Genomic DNA, 25,881 nt, shown 5'->3' with positions numbered 1-25,881 from the left:
GGTGACGGGGGTCATCGGGGCCGGGAACATGGGCGAGGTCCACCGCGCCGAGGACCTGCACCAGGCGGAGGGCACGGCGGCTCGCACCGTCGCCGTGAAGACCATCCTCCGGCGCCGGTCCGGCGCCCATCTGGACACCGCCGACGACGCCAAGGCCGTCCAGCGGTTCGCCCGTGAGGTCCGCATCATGCGCCGCCTGGAGCACCCCAACCTCACTCGCCTCGTCGACGGAGGCGTGGACGAGGCGGACGGCCGCCCCTACCTGGTGATGGAGTACCTGGACGGCGAGACCCTGCGCGACCTGATCGAGGAGGAGCGGCAGCTCCCCGTGACCTGGGCCGTCGCCATCGGCGCGCAGATCGCCGCCGGTCTGGCCGCCGCGCACGCGGCCGGGGTGGTCCACCGGGACCTGAAGCCGGCCAACACCATGCTGACCAAGGGCGGCACGGTGAAGGTGCTCGACTTCGGCATGGGCCGGATCGTGGACGACCCCGCGGACGCGAAGCTCACCAGCACGGGGGTGAGCGTCGGCACCGCCCGCTACATGGCGCCCGAGCAGTTCGAGGCCCGCCGGGTCACCCAGGCGGCCGACCTGTACGCCCTCGGCTGCGTCCTGTATGAGATGCTCGCCGGCGTACCGCCGTTCGTCAGCGGATCGGCGTACGAGCTGGGCCGCAAGCACGTCGAGGAGACCCCGACGTCCGTGAGCTCTGTACGGCCCGCCACCCCCGCGGCCCTGGCCCGGCTGGTGAACCGGCTGCTGGCCAAGGACCCCGCCGAGCGTCCCGCCGACGCGGTGTCCGTCCGCGAGGCCCTGCTCCCGCTGTTCCCGGAGGCCTTCGCGGCCGACGGGACGGACCCCGGCGAGGAGGGTTCCGCGCTCCCCCACTGGAGCGCGCTCGACCCGGTCCGCTCCGTACGCCGCGCCGCCCCGGCCGCGGCGGTGCCGCCTGCGGCGCCGGCCGTCGAGCGCCCCCGGCGGGCTCCCGCCGGTCCCGGCATGGACGTCTTCGGTGTCCACCGCACCCTGATCGAGGACTACCGTTCCTTCACCGAGGGCGGCACGGTCATCCGCGACGACCGCATCGCCTCGTTCGTCGAGGACGACCTCAACGCCAAGTCCCAGTGGCCCGACCCGTGGCTGTCCCTCAACCCGTTCTTCGCGAGCGGTGGTACGGTCGTCGAGCTGACGGGGCAGGGCGTGCTGCACCCCGAGTGCGCACGGATCTTCCAGGCCCGCAAGACCCAGGGCGGCACGGTGTGCGACGGCCGCCCGCTCACCCTCCACCAGCACCAGCGCGAGGCTGTCGACGCCGCCGCTTCCGGCGAGTCGTACGTGCTGACGACCGGCACCGGCTCCGGCAAGTCGCTCTCCTACATCGTGCCCATCGTGGACCGGGTCCTGCGGGAGCGCGAGGCAGAGGGCCCACGGGCGGCGAAGCGGGTACGCGCGATCGTCGTCTACCCGATGAACGCGCTCGCGAACAGCCAGCTGAAGGAGCTGGAGAAGTACCTGCGCGACGGGTACGGAGCCGACCGCGAGCCCGTCACCTTCGCCCGCTACACCGGCCAGGAGGACGACCAGCGCCGCAAGGAGATCCGCGACAACCCGCCGGACATCCTGCTCACCAACTACGTGATGCTGGAGCTGATGCTGACCCGCCCGGCCGACCGCGCCAGCCTCATCAGCATGGCCCGCGGCCTGGAGTTCCTCGTCTTCGACGAACTGCACACCTACCGCGGCCGGCAGGGCGCGGACGTCGCCCTGCTGATCCGCCGGGTCCGCGAGGCCTGCCGGGCCGACCGGCTCCAGTGCATCGGCACGTCGGCCACCATGTCCACCGAAGGAACCGTGGACGACCAACGCCGGGTGGTCGCGGACACCGCGACCACCCTGTTCGGCACGCCCGTGCATCCCCGCAATGTCATCGTCGAGACGCTGGTCCGGGCCACCGACGAGGCGCCGGCGACCGTCCCGGCGGACCGGCTGCGCGCACCCGGCGCCCCCCGCGCGTACACCGACCTGGTACGCGATCCGCTGGCCCGGTGGATCGAGACCCGGTTCGGCCTGGCCGTGGACGGCGGCCGGCTGGTGCGGCAGCGGCCGGCCCAGATCGAGGTCGCGGCCCGGGAGCTGGCCGACACCTCCGGCGTGGACGCCGAACAGTGCCGGCGGGCCATCGAGGCGACGCTGGAGGCCGGCTCGGAGGCCCGCCACCCGGTCACCGAGCGGCCGCTGTTCGCGTTCCGGCTGCACCAGTTCCTGTCCAAGGGCGACACCGTGTACGTCACGCTGGAGGACCGGCTCACGCGCCACCTCACGCGCTCGTACCAGCTCGAACAGCCCGGCGGCGACGGCAAGCTGCTGATGCCGCTGGCGTTCTGCCGCGAGTGCGGCCAGGACTACCTGACCGTCTGGCGTACCGAGAAGGACGGCGAGGTGCGTTACGAGGCCCGCCGGGACACCACCGCGACCGGCGGCCGGCAGGGCGACGGCTACCTGTACGTCGACCACGACAGGCCCTGGCCGTCCGCCGTCCAGTACGCCGTCGACGACCGCCGGCTGCCGGAGTCCTGGCTGGAGGTGGACGACCGCGGCCAGGAAGTCGTCAGGAAGTCCTACCGAGACCGGGTGCCGCGGGCCGTCACCGTCGACCCGCGCGGCATCGAGGGCCGGGGCGAGCTCCAGGCCGCGTTCATCCCGTCCCCGTTCCTGTTCTGCCTGCACTGCGGTGTGGCGTACGAGCAGACCCGCGGCAAGGACTTCGCCAAGCTGGCCACGCTCGACCAGGAAGGCCGTTCCTCGGCCACCTCGCTGATCTCCGCCTCGGTGGTCCGGTCGCTGAAGTCCGTTCCCGAGGAGGCCCTGGAGAAGGAGGCACGCAAGCTCCTCACCTTCGTCGACAACCGCCAGGACGCCTCGCTCCAGGCCGGCCACTTCAACGACTTCGTGCAGATCACCCAACTGCGCGGGGCGCTGTACCGGGCGGCTCTGGACGCCGGCGAGGACGGCCTGCACCACGAGGACCTGGCGGCCCGGGTCGGGGACGCGCTCGGCCTGCACCCGGCGGACTACACCGACGGCGGCCGCAGGCTGGCTCCGGCCATAGCCCGTGCCGCGGCCAAGACCCTCCGCGACGTGATCGCGTTCCGGCTCTACCTGGACCTGGAGCGGGGCTGGCGCATCACCATGCCCAACCTGGAGCAGACCGGGCTGCTGGAGATCGACTACGCGGACCTCGACTGGGTGGCGGCGGAGGAAGACCTGTGGGCCGCTGCCCTCCCGGTGCTGCGCGAGGCCGATCCGACGCTGCGCGCCGAGATCATGAGGGCGCTGCTGAACGAGATGCGCCGGTCGCTCGCCATCGACGTGTCCTACTTCCGGGACGACTTCGACGCGCTCCAGCGGGCGAGCGAGGAACGGCTCGTCGACCCGTGGGTGCTGTCCGCCTCGGACCGGCCCAAGGTCGCCACCGCCTACCCGCACCCCTCGGGCAAGGGCATGGACCGCTCGGCGCTGTTCCTCTCCGCCCGAGGCAAGTTCGGCAAGTACCTGTGCCGGGCGGACCGGTCGTTCAAGGAGCTGGACACCGACGCTCTGCAGCAGGTCATCGCCCAGCTGCTCAAGGTCCTCGCGGAGGCCGGACTGGTCAAGGAGGTGAGTGAGGCGCCCCAGCGCGCCGGGCGGTTCCGCAGGCCGGCGGACTCCACGGCGACCGGCTACCGGGTCGCCGCCCAGTCCCTGGTCTGGCGTGCCGGAAAGGGCGAGACCGGTACCCACGACCCGCTGACCCGCACGTACCAGAGCGGTGACGGTCCGCGTGTGAACACCTTCTTCCGCGACCTCTACAAGGAGGCCGCGGGGGCGCTGGCCGGCCTGTTCGCCAGGGAGCACACCGCACAGGTGTCGCCGGAGGAGAGGGAGAAGCGCGAGAACGCCTTCCGCGAGGCCGAACTGAAGCTCCTGTACTGCTCTCCGACGATGGAGCTGGGCGTCGACATCTCCTCGCTGAACGCGGTGATGATGCGCAACGTGCCGCCCACCCCCGCCAACTACGCGCAGCGGTCGGGCCGGGCGGGCCGCAGCGGCCAGCCCGCCCTGGTCACCACCTACTGCGCCACCGGCAACAGCCACGACCAGTACTACTTCCGCCGTTCCGAGCGGATGGTGGCGGGCGCGGTCGCCCCGCCCCGTCTCGACCTGGCCAACGAGGACCTGGTCCGCTCGCACCTCCAGGGCATCTGGATCGCGGAGACCGGCCTGAAGCTGGGCCGGGCCATGTCCGACGTCCTCGACGTGCCGGCGCCCGACAGCGACGACCGTCTCACCCCCGTCCTGGAGCTGCAGCCCGACATCCGCGAGGGCTCCCTCGACGAGGCGGCGAGGCGCCGTACCGTGGACGCCGCGCTGCGCGTCCTCGGACCGCTGCTGCCCGACTTCGCGGACACCACCTGGTGGTACGACGAGTGGATCGAGGACCAGGTCCGCACCGTCCCCGAGCGTTTCGACCAGGCATTCGAACGCTGGCGCAAGTTGTTCCGCTCCGCGCTCAAGGACTACTACGTCCAGAGCGAGCGCCGGATCGACTACAGCCTCACCGAAGGCGACCGCAAGCGGGCCAACACCCGCCAGCGCGAGGCGTGGACCCAGCTGAACCTGTTGATGAACGAGAGCGCCGACAGCAAGTCGGTCCTCTCGGACTTCAACCCGTACCGCTACCTCGCCTCCGAGGGCTTCCTGCCCGGCTACAGCTTCCCCCGACTGCCGCTCGCCGCCTACATCCCGACCGTCGGCCGTTCCCGCGGCGAAGGCGACTTCCTCCAGCGGCCCCGCTTCCTCGCCATCCGCGAGTTCGGTCCCGGCGCGCTGATCTACCACGAGGGCGCCCGCTACCAGGTCACCCGGATCCAGCTGCCGCCGGACTCCTCCGGTGACCTGGCCACCAGCGAGGCTCGCCGCTGCGCCCAGTGCGGCTACCACCACGACCCGAAGGACCGGGACGACCGCTGCCGGATGTGCGACGAACCGCTCGGCTCGTCGACGTACGGACTGCTGCACCTGCACACCGTGTACACCACGCGCCGGGAGCGGATCTCCTCGGACGAGGAGGAGCGGCGCCGGGCGGGCTTCAAACTGGAGACGTCCTTCCGCTTCCATGACCACGGCACCCGCAGCGGCCGGCTGAACGCCTCCGTCACCGATACCGCGGGCGCGCCGGTCGCCGAGCTGGCGTACGGCGACTCGGCGACCGTCCGCATCACCAACACGGGCCGGGTCCGGGCCAAGAACGACGAGCCGCCGGGCTACTGGCTGGACCTGGCCGACGGCCGCTGGATGAACGACGCGGATGCGGCACAGGCATCGGGCGACTCCGGCGAACTGCCGGTGATCGACGAGGCCGGCAACGAGCGGCGCCGCAAGAAGCGCGTCACCCCGTTCGTCGAGGACCGCCGCAACATCCTCGTCCTCACCCTCGACGAGGCCCTGCCCGAACCGGTCGCCCTGTCCGTCATGTACGCCCTGGAACGGGGCATCGAGGCAGCCTTCGAGCTGGAGGACGCGGAGCTCACCAGCGAGCTGCTGCCCCCGAACGACGGCCCGCGCCGGCGCCTGCTGTTCACGGAGGCCGCGGAGGGCGGCGCCGGTGTGCTGCGCCGCCTCCAGGCGGAGAAGCACGCGCTGGCCAGGGCGGCCCGGGAGGCCCTGTCCATCTGCCACTTCGACGCCGCCGGCGAGGACCTGGGCGGCCCCCACCCCGACCGGCCGTGCGCGCTCGGCTGCTACGAGTGCCTGCTCACGTACGGCAACCAGCTCAGCCACGCCCTGCTCAACCGGCACACGGCGCGGGACCTGCTGGTCCGGCTGGCGTCGGCGTCGGCCACCCGCGACCCGCGCGGCGAGTCCCGGTCCGAGCAGTTCCGGCGGCTCCTGGACGGGGGTTCCGCGACTCCCACCCGGGTGGAAGACGTGGTCGCGGAACGCCTGGGCAAGCCGGCCCAGGACAATCTCCTCACCTGGCTCAAGGCCCGGGGCCTGCGCCTGCCCGACGAGGGCGAGAAGCTGGTCACCGAGGCGAACGCGCTGGTGGACTTCGTCTACCGCCTCCCCGGGGTGAAGGTCGCCGTCTTCGTCGACCTCCCGGGCGTGGAGATGACAGCTCTGCGCGACGAGGACGCGGAGGAACGCCTCCAGGACGCCAGCTGGGATGTCATCCGCTTCCCGCACGACACCGACTGGGACGAGATCGTCCAGCCGCACTCCCGCTACTTCGGCACGCCCGCCGCCGACTGACCCGAGGACGAGACGACAGACATGGCACTCACGTACACCGCCGGATCGCTGGTCACCGCCCGCGGCCGGGAATGGGTGGTGCTCCCGGACAGCGAGCCCGATCTGCTGGTGCTGCGTCCGCTGGGCGGTTCGGACGACGACATCGCCGCGGTGTTCCCCGCCTTCGAGGAGGTGGAGCCGGCCCGGTTCGCCGACCCCGAACCGGGAGACCTCGGCGACCAGCGCGCGGCCGGCCTGCTGCGCACCGCCCTGCGCATCGGCTTCCGCTCGGGCGCCGGCCCGTTCCGCTCCCTGGCGGGCATCGCGGTCGAACCGCGCGCCTACCAGCTGGTGCCGCTGCTGATGGCGCTGCGCCAGAAGACGGTCCGCATGCTGATCTCCGACGACGTCGGCATCGGCAAGACCGTCGAGGCCGGCCTGATCGCGAGCGAACTGCTCGCCCAGGGAGAGGCGACCGGCCTGGCCGTCCTGTGCTCCCCCGCCCTCGCCGAGCAGTGGCAGCAGGAGCTCCGCACCAAGTTCGGCATCGACGCGGAGCTCGTCCTCTCCTCCACCGTCTCCCGCCTCGAACGCGGCCTCGACCTCGGCCAGTCCCTCTTCGACCGCTACCCGAACGTGATCGTGTCGACGGACTTCATCAAGTCCCCCCGGCACCGCGACGACTTCGTCCGGCACTGCCCCGACCTGGTGATCGTGGACGAGGCCCACACCTGCGTTGCCGCGGACGACAACTCCGCAGGCGCCCAGAACCAGCAGCGCTACGAGCTGCTGTGCCGGGTCGCCAAAGACCCCGACCGGCACCTGCTGCTGGTGACGGCGACCCCGCACAGCGGCAAGGAGGCGGCGTTCCGCAACCTGCTGGGCCTGGTCAAGCCCGAACTCGCCACCGTGGACCTGGGGTCGAGGACCGGACGCGAGCAGCTCGCCCAGCACTTCGTGGCACGCAAGCGGGCCGACGTACGCCAGTACCTCACCAAGGAGGACGGGCTCGGCGACGACAGTCTCGCCGAGCGGACCGCCTTCCCCACCGACCGCTACTTCAAGGACGAGACGTACAAGCTGTCCCCGGCCTACCGCGCCCTGCTCGACGACGCCATCGCGTACGCGAGCGAGCGGGTCGAGGCCGCCGGCGGCCAGGGCAGGCGCGAGGCCAGGATCGCCTGGTGGTCGGCGATCGCCCTGCTGCGCTCCCTGGTGTCCTCTCCGCGCGCGGCCGCGAAGACCCTGAGCACCCGCTCGGCCGCCGCGGTGGCCGACTCCCCCGAAGAGGCCGACCGGCTCGGCGCCCCCCTCAACAGCGACGCCTCGGACAGCGACACGCTGGAAGGCATGGACGTGGCGCCGGGCGCGGAGACCGAGGAGGCGGCCGGCGGCCGCCTGGCCGAACTCGCCCAGCGGGCCGAGGCCCTTCAGGGCACGGAGCACGACCTCAAACTGAAGGCACTGGTCAAGCACCTCAAGGCCCTGCTCGCGGACGGCTACCACCCGATCGTCTTCTGCCGCTACATCCCCACGGCCGAGTACCTGGAGGCCGAACTGGGTGAGCGGACGACCGAGGACGGCAAGAAGAAGCGTTCCCCGCTCGGCGCGAACACCGTCGTCAAGGCCGTCACTGGCACGCTCTCCCCGCAGCAGCGCGTGGAGCGCATCGACCAGCTGGCGGAACTGGCCGGGGACGACCCCGCCGCCCGCCGGGTGCTGATCGCGACCGACTGCCTGTCGGAGGGCGTCAACCTCCAGCACTACTTCGACGCGGTCGTCCACTACGACCTGGCCTGGAACCCGACCCGCCACGACCAGCGCGAGGGTCGCGTCGACCGGTACGGCCAGCGCCGCGACGAAGTCCGCGTGATCACCCTGTACGGCGCGGACAACGGCATCGACGGCAAGGTCCTGGAAGTGCTGATCAAGAAGCACCGCCAGATCAAGAAGGACCTCGGCATCTCGGTCTCCGTACCCGACGAGATGTCGACGGGCGTCACGGACGCGATTGTCGAATGGCTGCTGATGCGCGGCCGGGAGGACCAGGACGCGCTGTTCAGCGCGGACGCGTTCAAGGTCAGCACGGCGAAGCTGGAGAGCGACTGGAACTCGGCGGCGGAGCGGGAGAAGGCATCCCGCTCGATGTTCGCGCAGCGCGCCGTCCACCCCGAGGAGGTGGCCCGCGAGGTCGTCGCCATCCGCGGCGCACTGGGCGGCACCGGCGAGATCCGCACCTTCGTGCGCCAGTCCCTGGAGGCGCTGAACGCCGTGCTGCGCGGCACCGGCGAGGACTTCACCGCCCAGGTCGGCGGTACTCCGGCCGGTCTGCGGGACGCGCTCGCGCCGCTCGTCGGCATGGACACGGTGGACCGGGACCGCCCGGTCCCCTTCCGCACCGACCCGGCAATCGGACGCGGGGAGGCCGCCTTGGTCCGCACCGACCCGGTGGTGGGCGCCCTGGCCGCGCACGTCCTGAACACCGCGCTCGACCCGCGGGCCGAGGGCCCCCGCCCGGCCCGCCGCTGCGGCGTCATCACCACGGACGCCGTCACCATCCGCACCACCCTCCTGCTGGTCCGGTACCGCTTCCACCTCACCCTGCCCTCCCGCAGCGGGGACAAGCAGCTGGTCGCGGAGGACGCCCGCCTGCTGGCTTTCCAGGGCTCCCCGAAGAACGCGGTGTGGCTGCCGCAGCAGGACGCCGCCGCCCTGCTGGACGCCACCGCCTCCGCGAACACCGACGCGTACTTCGGCGAGCGCACCATGACCCGCATCCTCGGGCAGCTCCCGGACGTCTCGGAGCACCTGGCCGCGTACGGCGAGGAGCTGGCCGCCGAACTCGACGCCTCGCACCGCCGTGTGCGCGCCGCGTCCGGGGACATCGTCCGCGGTCTGACGGTCACCGCCCAGAAGCCCGCCGACGTCCTCGGCGTCTACGTCTACCTTCCCGCCGACCCTGCCGCCCCTGGAGCGTCCGCCTGATGCCCGCGACCACCCGCAACCAGGTGTTCACCGCCGTCCACACGGTCGGCGCACTACTGCCGGCCGACATGCTGCTCCGTATCTCCGAGGGCCGGGTCTCCAAGGACCTGAAGGGCATGGCTCCGGCCGACTACCGGATCGCCGGCTCCCGTACCGTGCGGGACGAGGCCGAGCGCCACTGGGACAACCTCAAGGGGCTCTGGCTGGAGCTGCGCGAGAAGCTGCCGTACGCGCCCGAGTCCTCGGTGCCCCCGGACACCACCGGCTACGCCGGACCCAACTGGCTGGACCCCCTCTTCGAAGCGCTGGGCTTCGGTCACCTCTCGGCCGTGGGCGCCGAGGGCATCCCCGCCTCCGACGGCACGAAGACGTTCCCGGTCAGCCACCGCCGCGACCACACCCTCGTCCACCGCATCCCGTGGAACGCCTCCCTCGACAAGCGCCGGGCCGCCGGTAGCCCGGCCCCGCAGTCGCTCCTCCAGGAGGCCCTGAACCGCACCGAACCCCACCTGTGGGCCCTGCTCACCAATGGTCGGCGGCTGCGCCTGCTCCGCGACTCCAACGCCCTGGCCACCACCTCGTACGTCGAGTTCGACCTCGAAGCCATCTTCGACGGCGAGCTGTTCCACGAGTTCGTCCTGCTGTACCGGATCCTGCACGCCTCCCGCTTCGAGCCCCCGGCCGGGGCCGAGAGCGGGGCGGGGCAGCGCGGCTGCTGGCTGGAGCTGTGGCGGGACGCAGCGATCCGCTTCGGCGCCCGCTTCCTGGACGACATCGGCGAGGGCGTCCGGCTCGCACTCAAGGAGCTCGGCACCGGCTTCCTCAAGCACCCCGCCAACACCGCTCTGCGCGCGAACTTCGACCGCGAGACCTATCACGCGGCCCTGCTGCGGCTGGTGTACCGCCTGCTGTTCGTCTTCGTCGCCGAGGACCGCGAGGCACTGCACGACCCGGAAGCGAGCCCCGAGGCCCGCAAGCGCTACGCCGACTACTTCTCCACCGCCCGTCTGCGCGACCAGGCCCGCCGCCGCCAGGGCACCTCCCACTCGGACCGGTACGAGGCCCTCCGTCTGGTCCTCGACGCCCTCGGCGACGAGGCCGGCCGCCCCGAACTCGGCCTCCCGGGCCTCGGCGGCATCTTCGACGACACGGCCGCGGACGCCCCGCTCAAGGGCCTGTCCCTGTCGAACCAGCACCTGCTGGCCAGCGTACGCCACCTGTCGGTCGTCTTCGACACCGAAGCCAAGCGGTGGCGGAGCGTGGACTACCGCACCCTGGACGCCGAGGAACTCGGCGTGATCTACGAGTCCCTGCTCGAACTGGTCCCCCAGTACAGCGCCACGGAACAGACCTTCGAGCTGGTGAACCGGGCGGGCAACGAGCGCAAGAAGACCGGTTCGTACTACACCCCGAGCTCCCTGGTCGAGGTCCTCCTCGACTCCACGCTCGACCCGGTCATCGACGACGCACAGAAGCGGGGCGAAGCTGCGGCAGCCGAGGCCGGAGAGCCCGACGCACGGGAAGCCGTCGAGCGGGAGCTGCTGTCCCTGACCGTCTGCGACCCGGCGTGCGGCTCCGGCCACTTCCTGGTCGCGGCGGCCCGCCGCATCGCCAAGCGGGTGGCAGCCGTACGCGACCGTACGCCCGAGCCGACCCCGGAGAGCATCCGGCACGCCCTGCACGACGTCATCGCTAGATGCGTCTACGGCGTGGACCTCAACCCGATGGCGGTGGAACTGGCCAAGGTCTCGCTTTGGATGGAGGCCCTGGAACCGGGCAAGGCCCTCGGCTTCCTCGACGCGCATGTCAAGCACGGCAACGGACTCATCGGTGCCACGCCGAGGCTGCTGCGGGGCGGCATCCCGGACGAGGCGTTCAAGCCGGTGGAGGGCGACGACAAGTCGGTGGCCACGCGCTGGCTGAAGGAGAACAAGGACCAGCACAAGGGCGTCGTCACCCTCGACGCGGCGATGGACGAGGAGGTCAGCGTCACCAACGCCGCCTTCGCCGCCGAGCTGCGCCAGCTGATGGACGACGCCCCCACCGACGGCGTCGCCCAGGTCCGCGCCCTGGCCGAGCGCTACCGCGCCTGGGAGGACTCCCCGAGGAACCGCGACGCCCACAAGCTCGCCGACGCGTGGTGTGCGGCGTTCATGTGGAAGAAGACCGACGACGCGCCGGCCCCGGTCACGCAACGCGTCTTCCTCGCCCTCCAGAACCCGGAGGGGGCGGGCACTCTGGAGGAAACCCACCACGAGATCGCCCGCCTGAGCGAGGAGTACCGCTTCTTCCACTGGCACCTGGAGTTCCCCGACGTCTTCGACGTGCCGGACGCCCCGGGGGCTCCGGGGGTGGACCCGGTGACGGGCTGGGGCGGCGGCTTCGCCTGCGTGCTGGGGAACCCGCCGTGGGACAAGGTCGACTTCGAGGACAAGAAGTACTTCAGCGTGATCGAGCCGAAACTGGCCGAGATCTCGGGCACGGCGCGTCGTACGGCGATCGCGGCGTGGGCGGCCGAACACGAGGAGGAGGGCGCCCGCTACGCGGCGGCCCGGCGCAGGGTCAAGTCCTCGTTCCTGTTCCTGGGGTCGTCGGGGGCGTACCCACTGCTGCGGAAGGGGTTGTCGGTCAAGGGGGTCAACTCCCTCCAGACCGACCAGCTGTTCACCGAGCGGTTCGTCTCCATCACTGCCCCGGAGGGGCGCTGCGGGACGGTCGTACCGACGCAGATCGCCACGGGTGCGGGCGCGCAGTTCCTCTTCCAGGACCTGACGCGGCGTGGTGCGGTGAAGCACCTGTACGACTTCGAGAACGGCAAGCGGGAGAAGCTGTTCCCCGCGGTGCATGCGAGCTACCAGTTCTCGCTGATCTCCCTCGCCGGCCGCGGCCTGACCGAGCACGCAGCGAGGTTCGCGTTCTTCCTGGGGCACCCGGAGGAGCTCGAAGGCGGACGTGCTGTGTTCGCGCTCTCTCCTCAGGAGATCGCCCTCATCAACCCGAACACGGGGACCCTGCCGGTGTTCCGCACGCGGAGGGACGCCGACCTCACTGCTGCCATCCAGAGCCGCGTGCCGGTGCTGATTGACGACGATGGTCCGGAAGGCAACCCATGGGGCCTTGCCTTCAAGCGCTTGTTCGACATGACAGACGACTCGGATCTGTTTCGGAATCGCGCCACGCTGGAGGCAGAGGGTTGGGAGTTGGAGGGGAACGTCTTCGGGCGGGAGGGAGAGCGGATGCTGCCTCTCTACGAGGGCAAGATGGCCCATCTCTTCGACCACCGCTGGAACCGCTACTACGGCCTGGGGAACGACGACTACGAGCGCGTCCCCACGGAGAGCAAAGAGGATCCGTACGGCGTGACGATGCCGCGCCACTGGATCCAGGAGAGCGGTCGGATCCACACGATAAGGAACGGCAAGGAGATCAACGCTCCAGGCGTGGACCTTCGCCTGGAGGAACTCCATTGGGAGCGAGGGTGGTTGCTCGGCTGGCGCGATGTCGCCCGTACTACTGATGAACGGACAGCAATTCCGGCGTTCCTACCGAAGACGGCCGTTGGGCACACGTACCCCCTCATGTTCCCTGCCGGACCAGTCGAACTCACCGCGGCCTTGGTAGCGGCCCAAAGTTCCCTGGTATTTGACTTCGTGGCCCGCCAGAAGGTCGGCGGCATCCACATGGCCCTCATGACGTGGAAGCAGCTCCCCGTCCCCCACCCGAAGGACGTTGCCGCACATACGCCCTTCATCAGCGGACGCATGCGGGAACTGGTCTACTGCTCATGGGAGCTGAAAGAGCTGGCACGGGATCTCGGTGACGTCGGTGCCCCCTTCACCTGGAACGAAGACCGCCGCGCCCAGCTCCGCGCCGAGCTGGACGCCTACTTCTTCCACCTCTACGGCGTCTCCCGCAAGGACACCGACTACATCCTGGAGTCGTTCCAGACCGAGACCGGCGGTCTGAAGAACAACGAGATCGCCAAGTACGGCGAGTACCGCACCAAGCGCCTCGTCCTCACCGAGTACGACCGCATGGCCGCAGCCGGGCTCAGCATGGAGACCCCGCTCGTGGACGGCGTGAATTACGCCTCCACCCTCACGCCGCCCCCGGGCCACGGCCCGCGCCACCCCGAACGCGACACCTGATCCACCGCTCCCCGCACAGCGCACGAAGCATCTTGGCGGTCGGCCGGCACCCACCCGTCGGCCGGCCGCCACGGAAGGATCCTCCATGGAGCCTCGCGGCTACCGCATGGTCGTCTCGACCCAGCAGGACTTCGTCACCGCCAGCGCACTCGCCGAGCGCCAGCTCTACACCTGGCTCACGAACAAGAGGTACGACACGTCCGCCCTCGACGAGGGCCGCAACGACATAGCACCGAACGTCACCCTCGACCAGGACTCCGCCTCGGGCCGCCGAGGCGCGTACACGCGCTGGCGCATGCGGGAAACCCCCACCGCGACCAGCGGCACCTGGCAGTCCACCCTGGTCGTCCGCGCCGACCACCGTGACGACCACCGCCGCACCTGGGTGCAGGTGGACGTCGAGCACCGGCCCGCATCGACGGACCAGGTTCCCACGCGGGCGAACACTCCTGCCATCGCCCGACTCCTCCTGGACGCCCTCGAAGCCCGTGACGGACTGGCCGACGTGAAGGCCAAACCGGCCTTCATCGAGCCGGACGACGTCACGGAGGTGATCGAAGAGCTCTGCGACGCGGAGCGCCGCCTGCCGATCGTCGTCGCCAGCGTCCCGTTCGGAGTCGACCCGGACACCTGGGCCGAATCCACGGTGGAGAAGGCATACCGCTATCTCCCGGGGCTCGCCGTGCTCTACGTGCTCTCGCCAGAGGCACAGCCGCGCTTCAACCAAGCGCTGGAATTCCACCCGGTGTTCGGCGGCGGCATACGTACCTACCTCCCGGGCATCGATCTGGCCTGGAAGCCCGACGCACAGCGACACCCGGTGATGTCGCGGCGCACCATCGAGGCGAACCTCGGGAAGGCGGCCTCCACCCTGGCCTCGCTCCCGCAACGCCTGGCTCAGCGCCAACCGCTCCCGGGAGTCCTGGACAGCCTGCCCATCCAGCGGACCAGGCCGCGCCCCCAGGTCCACGGCTCCGAGTTGCAGAAGCTGGTCCACGAGAACGCCACCCTGAACGAAATGCTCAGTGAGGCGGAGCAGACCGAGGCATCACAGGCGAGCCGGATCAGCGACCTGAGCGCCGAACTCGACAAGAACGAGCGCAACGCGAACGGCCTGCTGGGCGAGAACGAGGAGCTCTACGACCAGCTCCAGTCGGCCCAGCGCCAGATCCGATACCTCCAGGAGCAACTGGCCGACGCCGGCAAGTACGAGGCCGCGTACGCGCCCTCGCACGGCCCCGAGATCAGCTACCCGGAGACCTTCGCCGACCTCCTCACCCGCCTCGGCGAGCTGCCCCGTCTCTCCTTCACAGGCAAGGAGAAGATCACGCGGGACCTCGACAGCCAGTCGGTGGACAACTGGCTGCGGGTGGCGTGGGACGCGTTGCTCGCCCTGAACGACTACGCCCGCGCCTCGGCGGAGGGCACGGCGGGCGGCGACTTCCTCGGCTGGTGCAAGGCGGAGCAGTCACGCATCCACCCCTTCCCAGCGGCGAAGGTCGCGATGCGCGAATCGGCCACCGTCACTGCCAGCGAGAAGCTGCGCCGGGAACGGATCCTGCCGGTCCCGAAACAGGTACACCCCGATGGGGAGGTCTTCATGCAGGCACACCTGCGGATCGGCTCCGGCAACACGATCGCGCCTCGCCTGTACTTCTACGACGACGGCCCGAAGACCGGCCTCCTGTACATCGGCTACCTCGGCCCGCACATGCGCAACACCCTGACCTGAGGGCCTCGGCCGCGCGATCAGTGATCGACCGCGTACCGCACGAACCGCTCCCAGCCTTCGCGACCAACCGTGAAGGCTGAGCGGGTCAGGTCCTTGGAGTCCCGTACGCGGACGGCCTCTTCGGTAGCGGCCACCTCGACACAGCTGTCGCCCTGGGTACCGCTGTAGCTGGACTTGAACCACACGAGTTCTGTCGCGCTCATAGCTCTCCTCGCAGTCTCTCCAGCAAGCCCCGCGATTCCTTGGGGTTCAGGGCTTGCGAGCGCAGTGTGTCATAGCGCTGATGAAGGAGGCTCACTTCGTGCGGACCGCTAATCAGCCGCCCGTTCTGCTGCCCCTCGGAGTACGCAAGTCGCTTCCCTTCCGGCGTTTCCAACAGCTGCAACGGTCCATCCAGGCACGAGTGGGACTCCGCCTCCAAAGGCACCACCTGAAGCGTCACATTCCTCGGCGCGCTGTGCTCCAGTACGTGATCGAGCAGGGTCCGCATGACCTCGCGCCCGCCCAGCCTCCGGCGAAACACCGACTCCTCCACGATGAAACTGAACGGAACGTGCAGTCGCTCGCGCAGCATCCGCTGCCGGTCCAGCCGGGCCGCAACCTGCGCTTCCACCTGCTCGTCCGTCAGCAGCGGGATGCTGTTGTCGAACACGGCCCGCACATAGGGCTCCGACTGCAACAACCCCGGCACCAGCCTGCACTCGTACGTGCACAGGCTCACCGCCACCTTCTCCAGCCGCGTCCACCGCCGGAACCACGCCGCCAGCCCCGGCTCGCCCCGCGACAGGTGACGGGCCGCCTTCCGCAGGGCGCCCGTGTTGCCCAGGGCCTCCTCCGCCCGTTCCACGAACGCCTCGTCCGGCATCCGCCGGCCCAGCTCCACCGACTCCACCGTGTGCTTGGAGAACCGGACCCGGGTCCCGAACTCGACCCGGCTGAGCCCCGCGTGTTCCCGCAGGGCCTGGACCACCGCCCCGAACGTCCGCAGACTGTCCGACGGATCCGGCTCCCGCTCCCCGTCCCCGCACACCTCGCCCACGTCGCCCTCGACCACCGTCATCCGCGGTCACCTCCACGTACGTACCCGCGGGACCCACCCGCACCCGACTCACCCAGCGTGACGGCCAGTTCACCGTACCGTCCACCCTGTGTGCCCGTACGCTGACTGCGCGTACGGGGTGCGCCTCTCGCGGCACAGCGTGCGCGACCGCCACCGTGGCCCCCATGAACCCCACCACCCTCCACCTGGCGGGCCACACCCGCACCTTCTCCCAGCTGCTGTCCTCCACCCGGCGCGGCGCCCGCCTCGCCCGGCTGCTCGCGGTGACGGAACTCCGTACCTGGCACCTCCCCCTGGAAGTCACCGAGCGTGCCGAACTGCTCGTGGCCGAACTCGCCGCGAACGCCGTGCGCCACGGCCGGGTCCAGGGCCGCGACTTCCGGCTCCGGCTGCGCATCGCGCCCGCCGCCCCCGCGCGCCCCGTCACCTCCGCCGCCGTCGCCCCGGCACTGCGCATCGAGGTCACCGACGCGCGCGGCGAGCGGCTGCCCGCTCCGTCCCGCCCTGTCGCCGACCGCCCGGAAGGAGGCGGCCACGGCCTGGTCCTCGTCGCCGCGTACGCGGACCGTTGGGGCTGCGAGCCCCATCCCCCGGGCGGGAAGACCGTGTGGGCCGAGGTCGATCTCCCGCACCGGCCGCGCTGACCACATCCGGCCACCTGGCCGGAGGAAGCCTTTGATCAAGGAAGGCAGGCCGTCTTACGCTCGCTCCGGCGGACGGCACCAGCACCTCCGCCGCCCCGGTGCCCACCACTCCAGGAGCGTGGTCCATGGCCTTCCCCACCAGCGACGTCCTCGCCGCGCACGGCAAGTGGATGTACTTCTCGGGTTTCGCGGACGAGCTCCGGGAACGCCACCCCGAACTGGCCTCCCGCGTCTACTTCAACTCCGGCGGCCCGCGTCTCTACGTCAGGGTGAGGCTGTCGGGTGAGAGCGGCGTCGGGCTGGCGATCACACGTATGGGGACGATGGAGGCTCTCACCCTCATCACGCCGGAACTGGGCAGCCTGCCGTCCGTCTGGGCACCCGGCACCCCCCGTGAGGTGCTGGTCGACGCACTGGCCGCCCACGCCACCGCCCGGCTCGCCGGGGAGCCCGTACCGTCGCCCTGGCGTTGGAACCAGAGCGAACGGTCGGATGTCACGGACCTGGCCGACCTGCTGGCCGACAGCGGCGTCACGGTCCGCCGCGTGGTGGCCGGGAACAGGTGGTTCGCCTACGGTGCGCCGCTCGACCCGAGGGTGGGCATCGTCGAAGGCGCGCGCGGCGACTCCGTCGAGGTGGAGCTGGCCGGGGGCACCATCGTCCGCGCCTCGCTCAAGCCGCGCCTCGGCTGGGTGCTCGACCGGCACCTCCCTGATCTGAGTGCGTGGGGACGCATCGATCTCAGCCTCGCGCTGTGGGGGCGCAGCCGTCCCACTCCCGGAACGCCCGTCACGGAGGCCGACGTGCACCGGATCGCCGAGCTGATCGCCGGCGGACCGGCTAAGTGGTCCGAGGACATCCTGCACGCGCCGGCCGGCTGGTCCGCCCCGCCTGCGCCGTTCGGCTACCACTTGGAGGACGCCGTCCTCGCCCAGCTGCCCCTCCTCGGCTTCCATGACCTCGGGCCGGGCGACGACGAGGTGCTCGCCCGGTCCGAGACCTACCACGTCCTCTGGCGCGACGGACGGGACAGAAACCTGTCGAAGCCTGAGCTGGAGCGGCTGAACGGGGTGGCGGCGGCAGCCGGATCCGACCGGCCCAAGCGCCTGATCCTGGTCACCGCCGGCTGGCTCAGCAAGCCCGCGGCGGCCTTCGCGGACCAGGCCCGGGCCTTCGTCTTCCACGCGGACCCGGACACCGGCCGGCTCGAAGCCGTCAACCCGCTTGCCCGGGAGGCGATGCCGCCGTGGGACGATCCCCGCAAGCACGATCCGGAGCCCTGGTAGACACCCGGCCCTCACTGTCGGTGGCGCGCCGTACGCTGCCTGCGAGTGATCCGACCAACCGAAGAAGAGCGAGAGGAACCCATGACGACGGCGGACCAGTACCCCGAATTCCGCCTGCGGCTGCCGAACGGCGGGCCGGAGGCACGCGGGCGTCACACCGACGAGATGGGGACGAACGGCAGCCGCCGGTTCGTCGTCCTGGCCGGCCAGCCCGTCCGCCCGAACGTCGTGCCGTCGTTCCAGCAGGTCCGCTCGGCCCACCGGCTGCGCGAACAGCTTCTCGCCGAGGGCCGGATCGCGCCGTCGGGTACCTGGCCGGGCTGGCTGGAGACCACGGACACCATCACCTTCAACTCCCCGTCCGAAGCGGGCGCCGTCCTCACGGGCAGTGCGGTCAACGGCTGGCTCGTCTGGAAGACGGCGGACGGCAAACCGCTCGCCGACTTCCTCCCGGGCGCCTCCTGGGGCCCCAACCGCGCCTGGCTCGTGCGCGGGTCCAACGTCACCGGGCTCGACCTCGTGCAGCGCATGTGGCTGCCCGAGGGGCGGGTCAGCCTGGCCGCCGCCCGGCTGCGGCAGGGCGTGCAGCCGGGCCTCAGCAAGGAGGATGTCCGCGCCCTCGTCCAGGAGGACTACGAGGCCACGGCGACGTACAGCCAGAAGCAGGACCTGGTCGAGGAGCTGCACGCGTTCCTGTCCCGGATGAAGCCCGGCGACACGGTGTGCACCATCTCCGGCGGGCGGCTCTACGTCGGGGAGATTACCGGCGGGGTCGAGCAGACCGAGTCCGAGGACCACCGCTCCAACCTGCGCCGCCCGGTGACCTGGCAGGACGAGGGGCATCCGTACGACGAGCTGCCCGAGGCCCTCCAGCAGAAGCTGTCCGTCCAGCACGACGTGGTGGAACTGACCGCCGTGCAGGCCGCCATCGACGGCCTCGGGCTCACCGACGAGGAGCTGGCCGACGAGGCCGAGGCCATAGAGCGCGATCCGAGCGTGGAGATCCCCGCGATCACTGTACGGCGGGACCCGGAGCTGCCGGAGCCGACCGACGAGCTGGCCGCCGAACTGCTCGTCCACGAGACGGCGTGGCTGCGCGAGGTGCGGGACCTGCTCGCGGACGACCGGCAGCTCGTGCTGTACGGGCCGCCCGGCACCGGGAAGACGTATCTGGCGCTGAAGCTCGCCGAGTTCTTCGGCGGCGGGCCCGAGCAGGTCAAGCTGGTCCAGTTCCACCCGTCCTACTCCTACGAGGACTTCTTCGAGGGGTTCCGGCCCCAGGAGCACCCCGAGACCGGGGAGGTCGCCTTCCGGCTGACCGCCGGCCCGCTGCGGGAACTGGCGGACCTGGCCTCCCGCGAGGGCAACCGGCACATCCCGCACTTCCTGATCATCGACGAGATCAACCGGGCCAACCTGGCCAAGGTCTTCGGCGAGCTGTACTTCCTCCTGGAGTACCGGAACAAGTCGGTCCGGCTGACCTACTCCGGTGACGACTTCGCCCTCCCGCCGAACCTGTTCGTCATCGGCACCATGAACACCGCGGACCGCTCCATCGCGCTGGTGGACGCGGCGATGCGCCGCCGGTTCGCGTTCGTGGAGCTGTCCCCGCGGACCGAGCCCACCAGCGGCCTGCTGCGGCGCTGGCTCGACGCACAGGGGAAGGACGCCGAACCGGCCGACCTCCTCGACGCCCTCAACGCCCGCATCGAGGACCCCGACTTCCGGATTGGGCCGTCGTACCTGATGAAGAAGGGCGTGTACCGGGACGGCGGGCTGGAGCGCACCTGGCGGACGAAGATCCTCCCGCTGCTGGAGGAACACCACTACGGCGAGGGCATCGACATCGAGAAGCGGTACGGGCTGACCGCGCTGCGCCGGGCGCTGCCGGAGCCGGGCGCGTGACCACGGTCGTCGAACTCGTCGAGCACGCCCCGGCCACCGGGCACACCCTGCGCGACGCGGTCGGCCGGGCCCTGGCCGCGGCAGGGATCGTGGAGGCGTCTCCCGACCCGTACACCCCGGGGCGCTGGCTGCTGCGGGCCGGCAGCAAGGTCGGGGCCGTGGCCGTCGGTGTGCCCGGCGGCGAACCGGTCACCGTCCGCATCACCCCCAAGGTGCCGGTGACCCGGCTGCTGTTCCTGCTCGGCTACAGCCTCGATCCGACGGGCGCCTGGCGGGACGGGCAGGTCGACGTGGGCGAGCACCGCGACCTGCTGCCGGCGCTCGCCCACGCCGTCGAGCGCCAGATCGACCGGGCCCTGCGGCAGGGTCTGCTCCAGGGCTACCGCGTCACCGAGGAGAGTGCGCTCGTCGTGCGCGGCCGCATCCGGGAAGCGGACCAGGTCCGGCGCCGTTTCGGGGCTGTCCTGCCCGTCGAGGTCAGGTACGACGAGTTCACCACCGACATCGCCGAGAACCGCCTCCTGCGAGCGGCCGTCGAACGCCTGCTGCGCCTGCCCCGCATACCGCAGGACGTGCGCCGACGACTGCTCCACCAGCGCTCCCGGCTCGCCGGGGTGAGCCCGCTCGTACGCGGCCGCCGACTGCCCTCCTGGCAGCCGAGCCGGCTCAACGCGCGCTACCAGCCCGCCCTGAGCCTGGCCCGTGCCGTCCTGGAAGGCTCCTCCCCCGAGCACACTCATGGCCAACTGGCCATCGAAGGCTTCCTGTTCGACATGAACAAGCTCTTCGAGGACTTCGTCACGGTCGCCCTCCGTGAGGTCCTGCGCGGCTCCGGCCTCACCTGCCGCCTCCAGGACCCCCACCACCTCGACGAGGCGGACGCGATCCGCATGAAACCGGACTTCGTGGCCTACGACGTTGCCGGCACGCCCGCGATGGTCGCCGATGCCAAGTACAAGGCGGAGAAACGGGACGGCTACCCGGACTCCGACCTCTACCAGATGCTCGCCTACTGCACGGCCCTCGGGCTGCCGGAAGGACACCTGATCTACGCCAAGGGCAACGCCCCGCACGCCGCCCACACCGTGCGGCACGCGGGGATCCGACTGCACCAGCACGCCCTGGACCTCGACCAGGATCCGGCCGGACTGCTGGCCGAAATCAGCTCCCTGTCCCGGAAGATGGGCGCTGACCTGCCCGTATGATCGGCCGCGGAGTGTCCGTCCGTGGTGGGGAGTCAGGTCGTGCCGCAGCTCGCGTTCGCCAACAGCTTCTGGGAGAGCTACGACGTCCTGGAACGCCCCGTCAAAGCCGGCGTACGCAAGGCCATGCAGAAGTTCCAGCAGCTGACGGTGCCCGGACTGCACGCGGACAAGGGACTGCACCTGGAGTCCGTGGAGAACGCCCGCGACCCGCGCATGCGGACGATCCGGATCAACGACTTCTGGCGGGGTGTGGTCCTCGCGCCCGATGACGGCACCGACGTGTTCCTTCTGGTCAACGTGGTGCCGCACGACCACGCGTACACGTGGGCCGCCAAGCGGCTGTACACGACGAACAAGGCCACTCGCGGTCTGGAAGTCCGCAACGTCGTCGCCATCGAGCAGCTGACCCCGGCCCTGGAGAAGGCCGCCGCCCAGGCGCCCCGGCTGCTGTTCGGCCAGTACTCGGACAGCGTGCTGCGGGATCTTGGCATCGACGAGCAGGTGCTGCGAGCGGTGCGGACCGTGATCGACAAGCCGCAGCTGGACGCCTTCGGCACCCTGCTGCCGGAGGACCAGTTCGAGGCGTTGCAGTACCTCGCCGAAGGGTTCAGCCCCGAGGAGGTGTACCGGGACGTCGTGGCGGTGCGCCGGCCGGCGGATCCCGGACCCGACCCGGACGCCAGCCTGGCCGAGGCCATCGCCAACACCACCAGCCGCATCACCCTGGTGACCGGCGCGGACGAGCTGACGGAGGTACTGCAGAAGCCGTTCGCGGCCTGGCGGGTTTTCCTGCACCCCTCGCAGCGCCGGGTCGCGTACCGGGTGTCGTACGGCGGCCCGGTACAGGTGACCGGCGGACCCGGCACCGGCAAGACGGTGGTCGCCCTGCACCGGGTGAAGCATCTGCTGTCGCGGTCCCCGGACACCCGCATCCTGCTCACCACCTACACCAACGCCCTGGCCCAGGCGCTGCGCGAGAACCTGTCCCTGCTGCTCGACGGCGACGAGGCGCTGCTGGCCCGGGTGGACGTCACCACGGTGAACGCCTTCGCGCACCGGATCACGGCCGAGCGGGGCGGCCGGGCGCCCGCGCCTGTCGGGGACCGTGAGGAGCGGCAGGTCTGGCAGCGGGTGCTGAAGCGGCTCCAGCTGCCGTGGTCGGAGCAGTTCCTCGCGCAGGAGTACCGGCATGTCGTCCTGGCCCAGGACATCCGGGACCTCGACGGCTACCGCACGGCCCTGCGCCGCGGACGGGGCAGCGCGCTGTCCGCGGCTCGCCGTGAGCAGCTCTGGCCGGCCGTGGAGCTGTTCGAGGCGATCCTGGCCGGGGAGAACACCACCACGCACCTGCAGGTCTGCACGGAGGCCGCCCGGCTCCTGGCGGACGGGACGCCGAGGTACGAGCACGTGGTGGTCGACGAGGCCCAGGACCTGCACCCTGCCCAGTGGCGGGTGTTGCGCGGCGCGGTCGCGCACGGCAACGACGACCTGTTCATCACCGGAGACCCGCACCAGCGCATCTACGACTCCAAGGTGTCGCTGAGCTCGCTGGGCATCTCGGTGACCGGTCGGACGAGCCGGCTGCGGATCAACTACCGCAGCACGGAGGAGATCCTCGGCTGGTCGACGGGCATCCTGGCGCCGGTGGCGGTCGAGGACCTCGGAGGTGCGGGCTCGGACAGCCTCGCCGGATACCGCTCGGTCCTGCACGGCCGCCGTCCGCGGGCGGAGCGGTCCGGCTCCGAGCAGGCGGAAGTCGTGGCGCTGGTGGAGCGGATCCGCGAGTGGATCGCGCAGGGTGTGCGTCCCTCCGAGATCGGTGTGTGCACCCGGTTCAACCTGCTGCTGGGCAGGGTGTACGAGAAGCTGTCGGCGGCCGGCATCCCAGTGGTGCGGGTGCGGGACAACCCCGGTCCGGACGCGGACGGGGTGCGGCTGGCGACCATGCACGCCATGAAGGGGCTGGAATTCCGGTGCGTGGCGGTGCTCGGTGTGACGGCCGGGTCCCTGCCGTTCGCCCGGGAGGTCACGCCCGCTTCGGTCGATGCGCTGCAGCACGAGTCCGACCTGCTGCGTGAGCGGTGCCTGCTGTTCGTGGCGTCCACCCGGGCCCGGGAGGCGCTGTACGTGTCGTGGACGGGGGCGCCGAGCCCGTTCCTGCCGCAGGCGGCGGACCCCGCGGCCTGATCCGCCGACGCCGCCCGCCGCCCGCCGGGCGGACGGGGCGGTCAGCCCGTGCGGTCAGCCAGTGGGACCGGCGGGCGGTACGAGCCCTCCGCTGCCCAGTCCGTCGCGGGCGAGCGCCACGGCCTGGCGGCCGAGTTCGGCGAGCTCTCTGATGCGTTCATCGAAGGCGTCGACCGCCGTGAAGGCCCGCCCGTACCGGCGCTGGGCCTCGATATCCATCTGCGGCACCCGGCCGCTGCGGACGTCGAAGCGGTAGGTGCCGCTGGCGCTGGTCGAGCGCCTGGTGTTCGCCGCGCTGCGCAGGAAGCCCCGCAGGTAGGCGTCGTCCAGTTGGTCGCTCGCCGACCTGAGGTCGTCGTCGCCGTACTCGACGAGGCCGGCCCGGGCGAGTTCGCCGACGCTGACCGTGGACGCCTCCAGCGCTGCGGAGCCCGCCCCTTCCGCGAGCACGGGCAGCAGCTCGGCGAGGCCGCCGAGCTGCTCCTCCAGCCGGGCCCTCAGGGCCTCGTACTCGGCCTGATAGTCGCGGTGCGCGGCGTGCACATACCGTCCGGGGGTCAGGTCGACTGCATCGTCCAGCAGCTCGACGGCCGGGATCTGCGCCACCTGATGGGGAGCCGGGTCCAGCGGTCCGTCCGGCTGGTTGGCGGTCAGGTCCACGAGGCGCACGGATCCGGGCGTCGTGCCGGTGGCCGGCGGCCGGGTGAGTTCCCACAGGTGAACGGGGAGTGCGTGTGAGGCTGCCGTCCCCGCGGGCAGGGCGACGAGTTGCGTGAGGATGCCGCGCCGTACGAGTTCGGCCCGGATCCGGCGGCCGGCCTTGCGGTAGGCCACGGAGGCGGGCATGACCATCAGCACCCGGCCGCCGGGAGCAGTGCGGGCGTACGCGTGTTGCAGCCAGGCCAGCTCGCCTTCCGCCTTGGGGGGCGTACCGAACTCCCAGCGGGTGTCGAGGAGCAGGTCGTCCCGACCCCACTCGGTGACGGCCACCGGCGGGTCACAGACCACCAGGTCGGCACTGACCTCCGGCAACCGGTCCGCGCGGAGGGAATCGCCCTCGGTGACGACGATGGCGGTGTGTCCGGCGAGGTCCGCGCGGAGCTGGGCGAGGCGGGCCCGGCGGGGGTCCCGTTCCTGCCCGAATCGTTTCACCCCGGCAGCAGATCCAACGACGAGCAGGAGACTACCGATGCCACACGAGGGATCCAGCACCGTGGCGCCCTCGGGGACCCCTCCTGCGAAATGCCGCACAGCTCGAAGGATCCGGTGCGAAGTCACATGGTCCGAACCGGACCTGCCTGCCGAATCAGTGATCCTGGCGACCAGTCCTTCGACGACGACGGCAGCCGAGGCCGCGCGCGCGAGTACGCCGGCCAGCCGGGCCGCGTCGGCCGGGAGATCCGGCGCTGGCTCGAAACCGGCCAGCTGCCGTGCCACGTCGGAAACAGCAGCCACGGTCTCCTCGCCGTAGGCGGACCGCAGCGCCTGCCAGAGCCGCACCTCGTCGGAGACGCCCTGCCCCTTGTTCTGCCGCTCCAGCCACGCCTGCACCTCGCCCAGGGCGAACAGGGGACTGTTCACACCGCCACCCCGCGGGGGCGGAAAATCGTCGTAGCGTCGACGCCAATTGGAGACTGCCGCCCGCGTCACCCCTGCGAAGCGGGCAATCTCCGAGCCGGAAACGAGCCGTTCCGGCGAGCCACGGTCCACGTCAGCCATAGGGCGAGCGTACACGACAGCATCGATTAGTGATCCATGCGGCGCGTTGACATCGCTAACAGACTGTAGTCCGAGCCAGGGACACACGCTGCCGCGCGGTGCACCCTCACTTTGCCCAAGATGGGCTCCAGCAGGGGCCCGGACCTTCACGGGCGACAGGTCCGGGTCCGACTGGCCAAAGCGCGGAAGACAGTCGACCCGATGCGGATGTCACGCAGTGTGACTATCGAGAAAGGGACACACATCCAGGGCCAGGGTCTGCAACACTGCTGCGCTCTTGAGGAAGGTCTCGCCGCGAGGCGTGGTGGTGGTCGCCTGTCCGGGCATGGTGTGTGCTTCCTCTCGTCGTGTGCTGTGGTCGGCGGGGCGCCGGGGGCGGTCCCTAGCGGGTGAGTGGGGTCTCGGAGTCGAGGTGGGTGAGCTTTTCGGGGTTGCGGACGAAGTAGAGGCCGGTGATGCGGGTGTTCTCGACGCGGACGGCCATGACGCCGTCGAGCGCGCCGTCCAGGTAGGCGGCGAGCGCGGGGCTGCCGTTGACGACGGTGGGTTCCCAGGTGACGGTGGCCTGGAGCTTGGCGGTGCCGCCCAGGTAGAAGCGGACGATCTTCTCGGCGCCGACGACCGGGTGCAGGGCCGCCTTCTTCAGGCCGCCGCCGTCGCTGAGCAGGACGACGTCGGGGGCGAGGACGTCGAGAAGGTCCTGCGGGTTACCGGTCTCGATGGCGCGCCGGAACGACTC

Annotated in this window: 12 protein-coding genes and 1 pseudogene; 9 read left to right on the top strand and 4 right to left on the bottom strand. The window is 71.0% G+C overall.

Annotated elements, in window-relative coordinates; genetic code table 11:
• Positions 1-28 precede the first annotated feature (28 nt).
• The 4 genes from ACIPXC_RS01310 to ACIPXC_RS01295 all read left to right on the top strand — a co-directional run bounded on the left by ACIPXC_RS01310 (position 29) and on the right by ACIPXC_RS01295 (position 15,136).
• Positions 29-6,292 (top strand): protein kinase, encoded by a 6,264-nt coding sequence (locus ACIPXC_RS01310; protein ID WP_401612572.1) that lies wholly within the window; start codon positions 29-31, stop codon positions 6,290-6,292.
• A gap of 21 nt (positions 6,293-6,313) precedes the next feature.
• Positions 6,314-9,256, top strand: coding sequence for a DEAD/DEAH box helicase (locus ACIPXC_RS01305; RefSeq protein ID WP_401612065.1), 2,943 nt, complete (start codon positions 6,314-6,316; stop codon positions 9,254-9,256).
• The gene (locus ACIPXC_RS01300; protein ID WP_401612062.1) at positions 9,256-13,404 is read left to right on the top strand and encodes an Eco57I restriction-modification methylase domain-containing protein; all 4,149 of its coding nucleotides are present in this window, start codon (positions 9,256-9,258) and stop codon (positions 13,402-13,404) included. The genes ACIPXC_RS01305 and ACIPXC_RS01300 overlap by 1 nt, the downstream gene beginning before the upstream one ends.
• An 85-nt stretch (positions 13,405-13,489) precedes the next feature.
• Positions 13,490-15,136, top strand: a complete 1,647-nt coding sequence (locus ACIPXC_RS01295; RefSeq protein ID WP_401612059.1) for a hypothetical protein — start codon at positions 13,490-13,492, stop codon at positions 15,134-15,136.
• Positions 15,137-15,153: 17 nt separating this feature from the next.
• On the opposite strand, the gene ACIPXC_RS01290 is transcribed toward ACIPXC_RS01295, so the two are convergent.
• Both ACIPXC_RS01290 and ACIPXC_RS01285 read right to left on the bottom strand, forming a co-directional pair.
• Positions 15,154-15,339, bottom strand: coding sequence for a DUF397 domain-containing protein (locus ACIPXC_RS01290; RefSeq protein WP_401612056.1), 186 nt, complete (start codon positions 15,337-15,339; stop codon positions 15,154-15,156).
• Positions 15,336-16,196 carry a helix-turn-helix domain-containing protein gene (locus ACIPXC_RS01285; protein ID WP_401612053.1) on the bottom strand — a complete coding sequence of 287 codons (861 nt, stop codon included), beginning with the start codon at positions 16,194-16,196 and terminating at the stop codon, positions 15,336-15,338. The genes ACIPXC_RS01290 and ACIPXC_RS01285 overlap by 4 nt, the downstream gene beginning before the upstream one ends.
• 164 nt (positions 16,197-16,360) lie before the next feature.
• On the opposite strand from ACIPXC_RS01285, the gene ACIPXC_RS01280 reads away from it, so the two are divergent.
• The 5 genes from ACIPXC_RS01280 (at position 16,361) to ACIPXC_RS01260 (ending at position 23,423) form a co-directional block, all read left to right on the top strand.
• Entirely contained in the window at positions 16,361-16,840 is a 480-nt protein-coding gene (locus ACIPXC_RS01280) for an ATP-binding protein (RefSeq protein WP_401612050.1), read from the top strand.
• A 125-nt stretch (positions 16,841-16,965) separates the two neighbouring features.
• Positions 16,966-18,126 carry a hypothetical protein gene (locus ACIPXC_RS01275; protein WP_401612048.1) on the top strand — a complete coding sequence of 387 codons (1,161 nt, stop codon included), beginning with the start codon at positions 16,966-16,968 and terminating at the stop codon, positions 18,124-18,126.
• Positions 18,127-18,207: 81 nt separating this feature from the next.
• Positions 18,208-20,031 carry a DUF4357 domain-containing protein gene (locus tag ACIPXC_RS01270; protein WP_401612045.1) on the top strand — a complete coding sequence of 608 codons (1,824 nt, stop codon included), beginning with the start codon at positions 18,208-18,210 and terminating at the stop codon, positions 20,029-20,031.
• Complete coding sequence (locus ACIPXC_RS01265) at positions 20,028-21,236, top strand: McrC family protein (RefSeq protein WP_401612042.1); 1,209 nt, start codon at positions 20,028-20,030, stop codon at positions 21,234-21,236. Before ACIPXC_RS01270 ends, ACIPXC_RS01265 begins: the two co-directional genes overlap by 4 nt.
• 39 nt (positions 21,237-21,275) lie before the next feature.
• Entirely contained in the window at positions 21,276-23,423 is a 2,148-nt protein-coding gene (locus tag ACIPXC_RS01260) for a UvrD-helicase domain-containing protein (RefSeq protein WP_401612041.1), read from the top strand.
• Between the two features lie 54 nt (positions 23,424-23,477).
• On the opposite strand, the gene ACIPXC_RS01255 is transcribed toward ACIPXC_RS01260, so the two are convergent.
• Positions 23,478-25,142, bottom strand: a complete 1,665-nt coding sequence (locus ACIPXC_RS01255) for an N-6 DNA methylase (RefSeq protein WP_401612038.1) — start codon at positions 25,140-25,142, stop codon at positions 23,478-23,480.
• Positions 25,143-25,524: 382 nt separating this feature from the next.
• Positions 25,525-25,881, bottom strand: a pseudogene (locus ACIPXC_RS01250) (RNA polymerase subunit sigma-24); the annotation flags it as partial.

Origin of the sequence: Streptomyces sp. NPDC090021 (genome assembly GCF_044748225.1) — a bacterium.
Lineage (GTDB): Bacteria > Actinomycetota > Actinomycetes > Streptomycetales > Streptomycetaceae > Streptomyces.
The sequence above is the reverse complement of the archived record's forward strand: the minus strand, read 5'-3'. Positions and strand labels throughout refer to the sequence as shown.

Bases quoted from the DNA above. Each gene is read 5' to 3' on its own strand.
- ACIPXC_RS01310 (WP_401612572.1), top strand. From the start codon at position 29: ATGGGCGAGGTCCACCGCGCCGAGGACCTGCACCAGGCGGAGGGCACG.
- ACIPXC_RS01270 (WP_401612045.1), top strand. From the start codon at position 18,208: ATGACGACGGCGGACCAGTACCCCGAATTCCGCCTGCGGCTGCCGAAC.
- ACIPXC_RS01275 (WP_401612048.1), top strand. From the start codon at position 16,966: ATGGCCTTCCCCACCAGCGACGTCCTCGCCGCGCACGGCAAGTGGATG.
- ACIPXC_RS01300 (WP_401612062.1), top strand. From the start codon at position 9,256: ATGCCCGCGACCACCCGCAACCAGGTGTTCACCGCCGTCCACACGGTC.
- ACIPXC_RS01255 (WP_401612038.1), bottom strand. From the start codon at position 25,142: ATGGCTGACGTGGACCGTGGCTCGCCGGAACGGCTCGTTTCCGGCTCG.
- ACIPXC_RS01280 (WP_401612050.1), top strand. From the start codon at position 16,361: ATGAACCCCACCACCCTCCACCTGGCGGGCCACACCCGCACCTTCTCC.
- ACIPXC_RS01290 (WP_401612056.1), bottom strand. From the start codon at position 15,339: ATGAGCGCGACAGAACTCGTGTGGTTCAAGTCCAGCTACAGCGGTACC.
- ACIPXC_RS01295 (WP_401612059.1), top strand. From the start codon at position 13,490: ATGGAGCCTCGCGGCTACCGCATGGTCGTCTCGACCCAGCAGGACTTC.
- ACIPXC_RS01305 (WP_401612065.1), top strand. From the start codon at position 6,314: ATGGCACTCACGTACACCGCCGGATCGCTGGTCACCGCCCGCGGCCGG.
- ACIPXC_RS01285 (WP_401612053.1), bottom strand. From the start codon at position 16,196: ATGACGGTGGTCGAGGGCGACGTGGGCGAGGTGTGCGGGGACGGGGAG.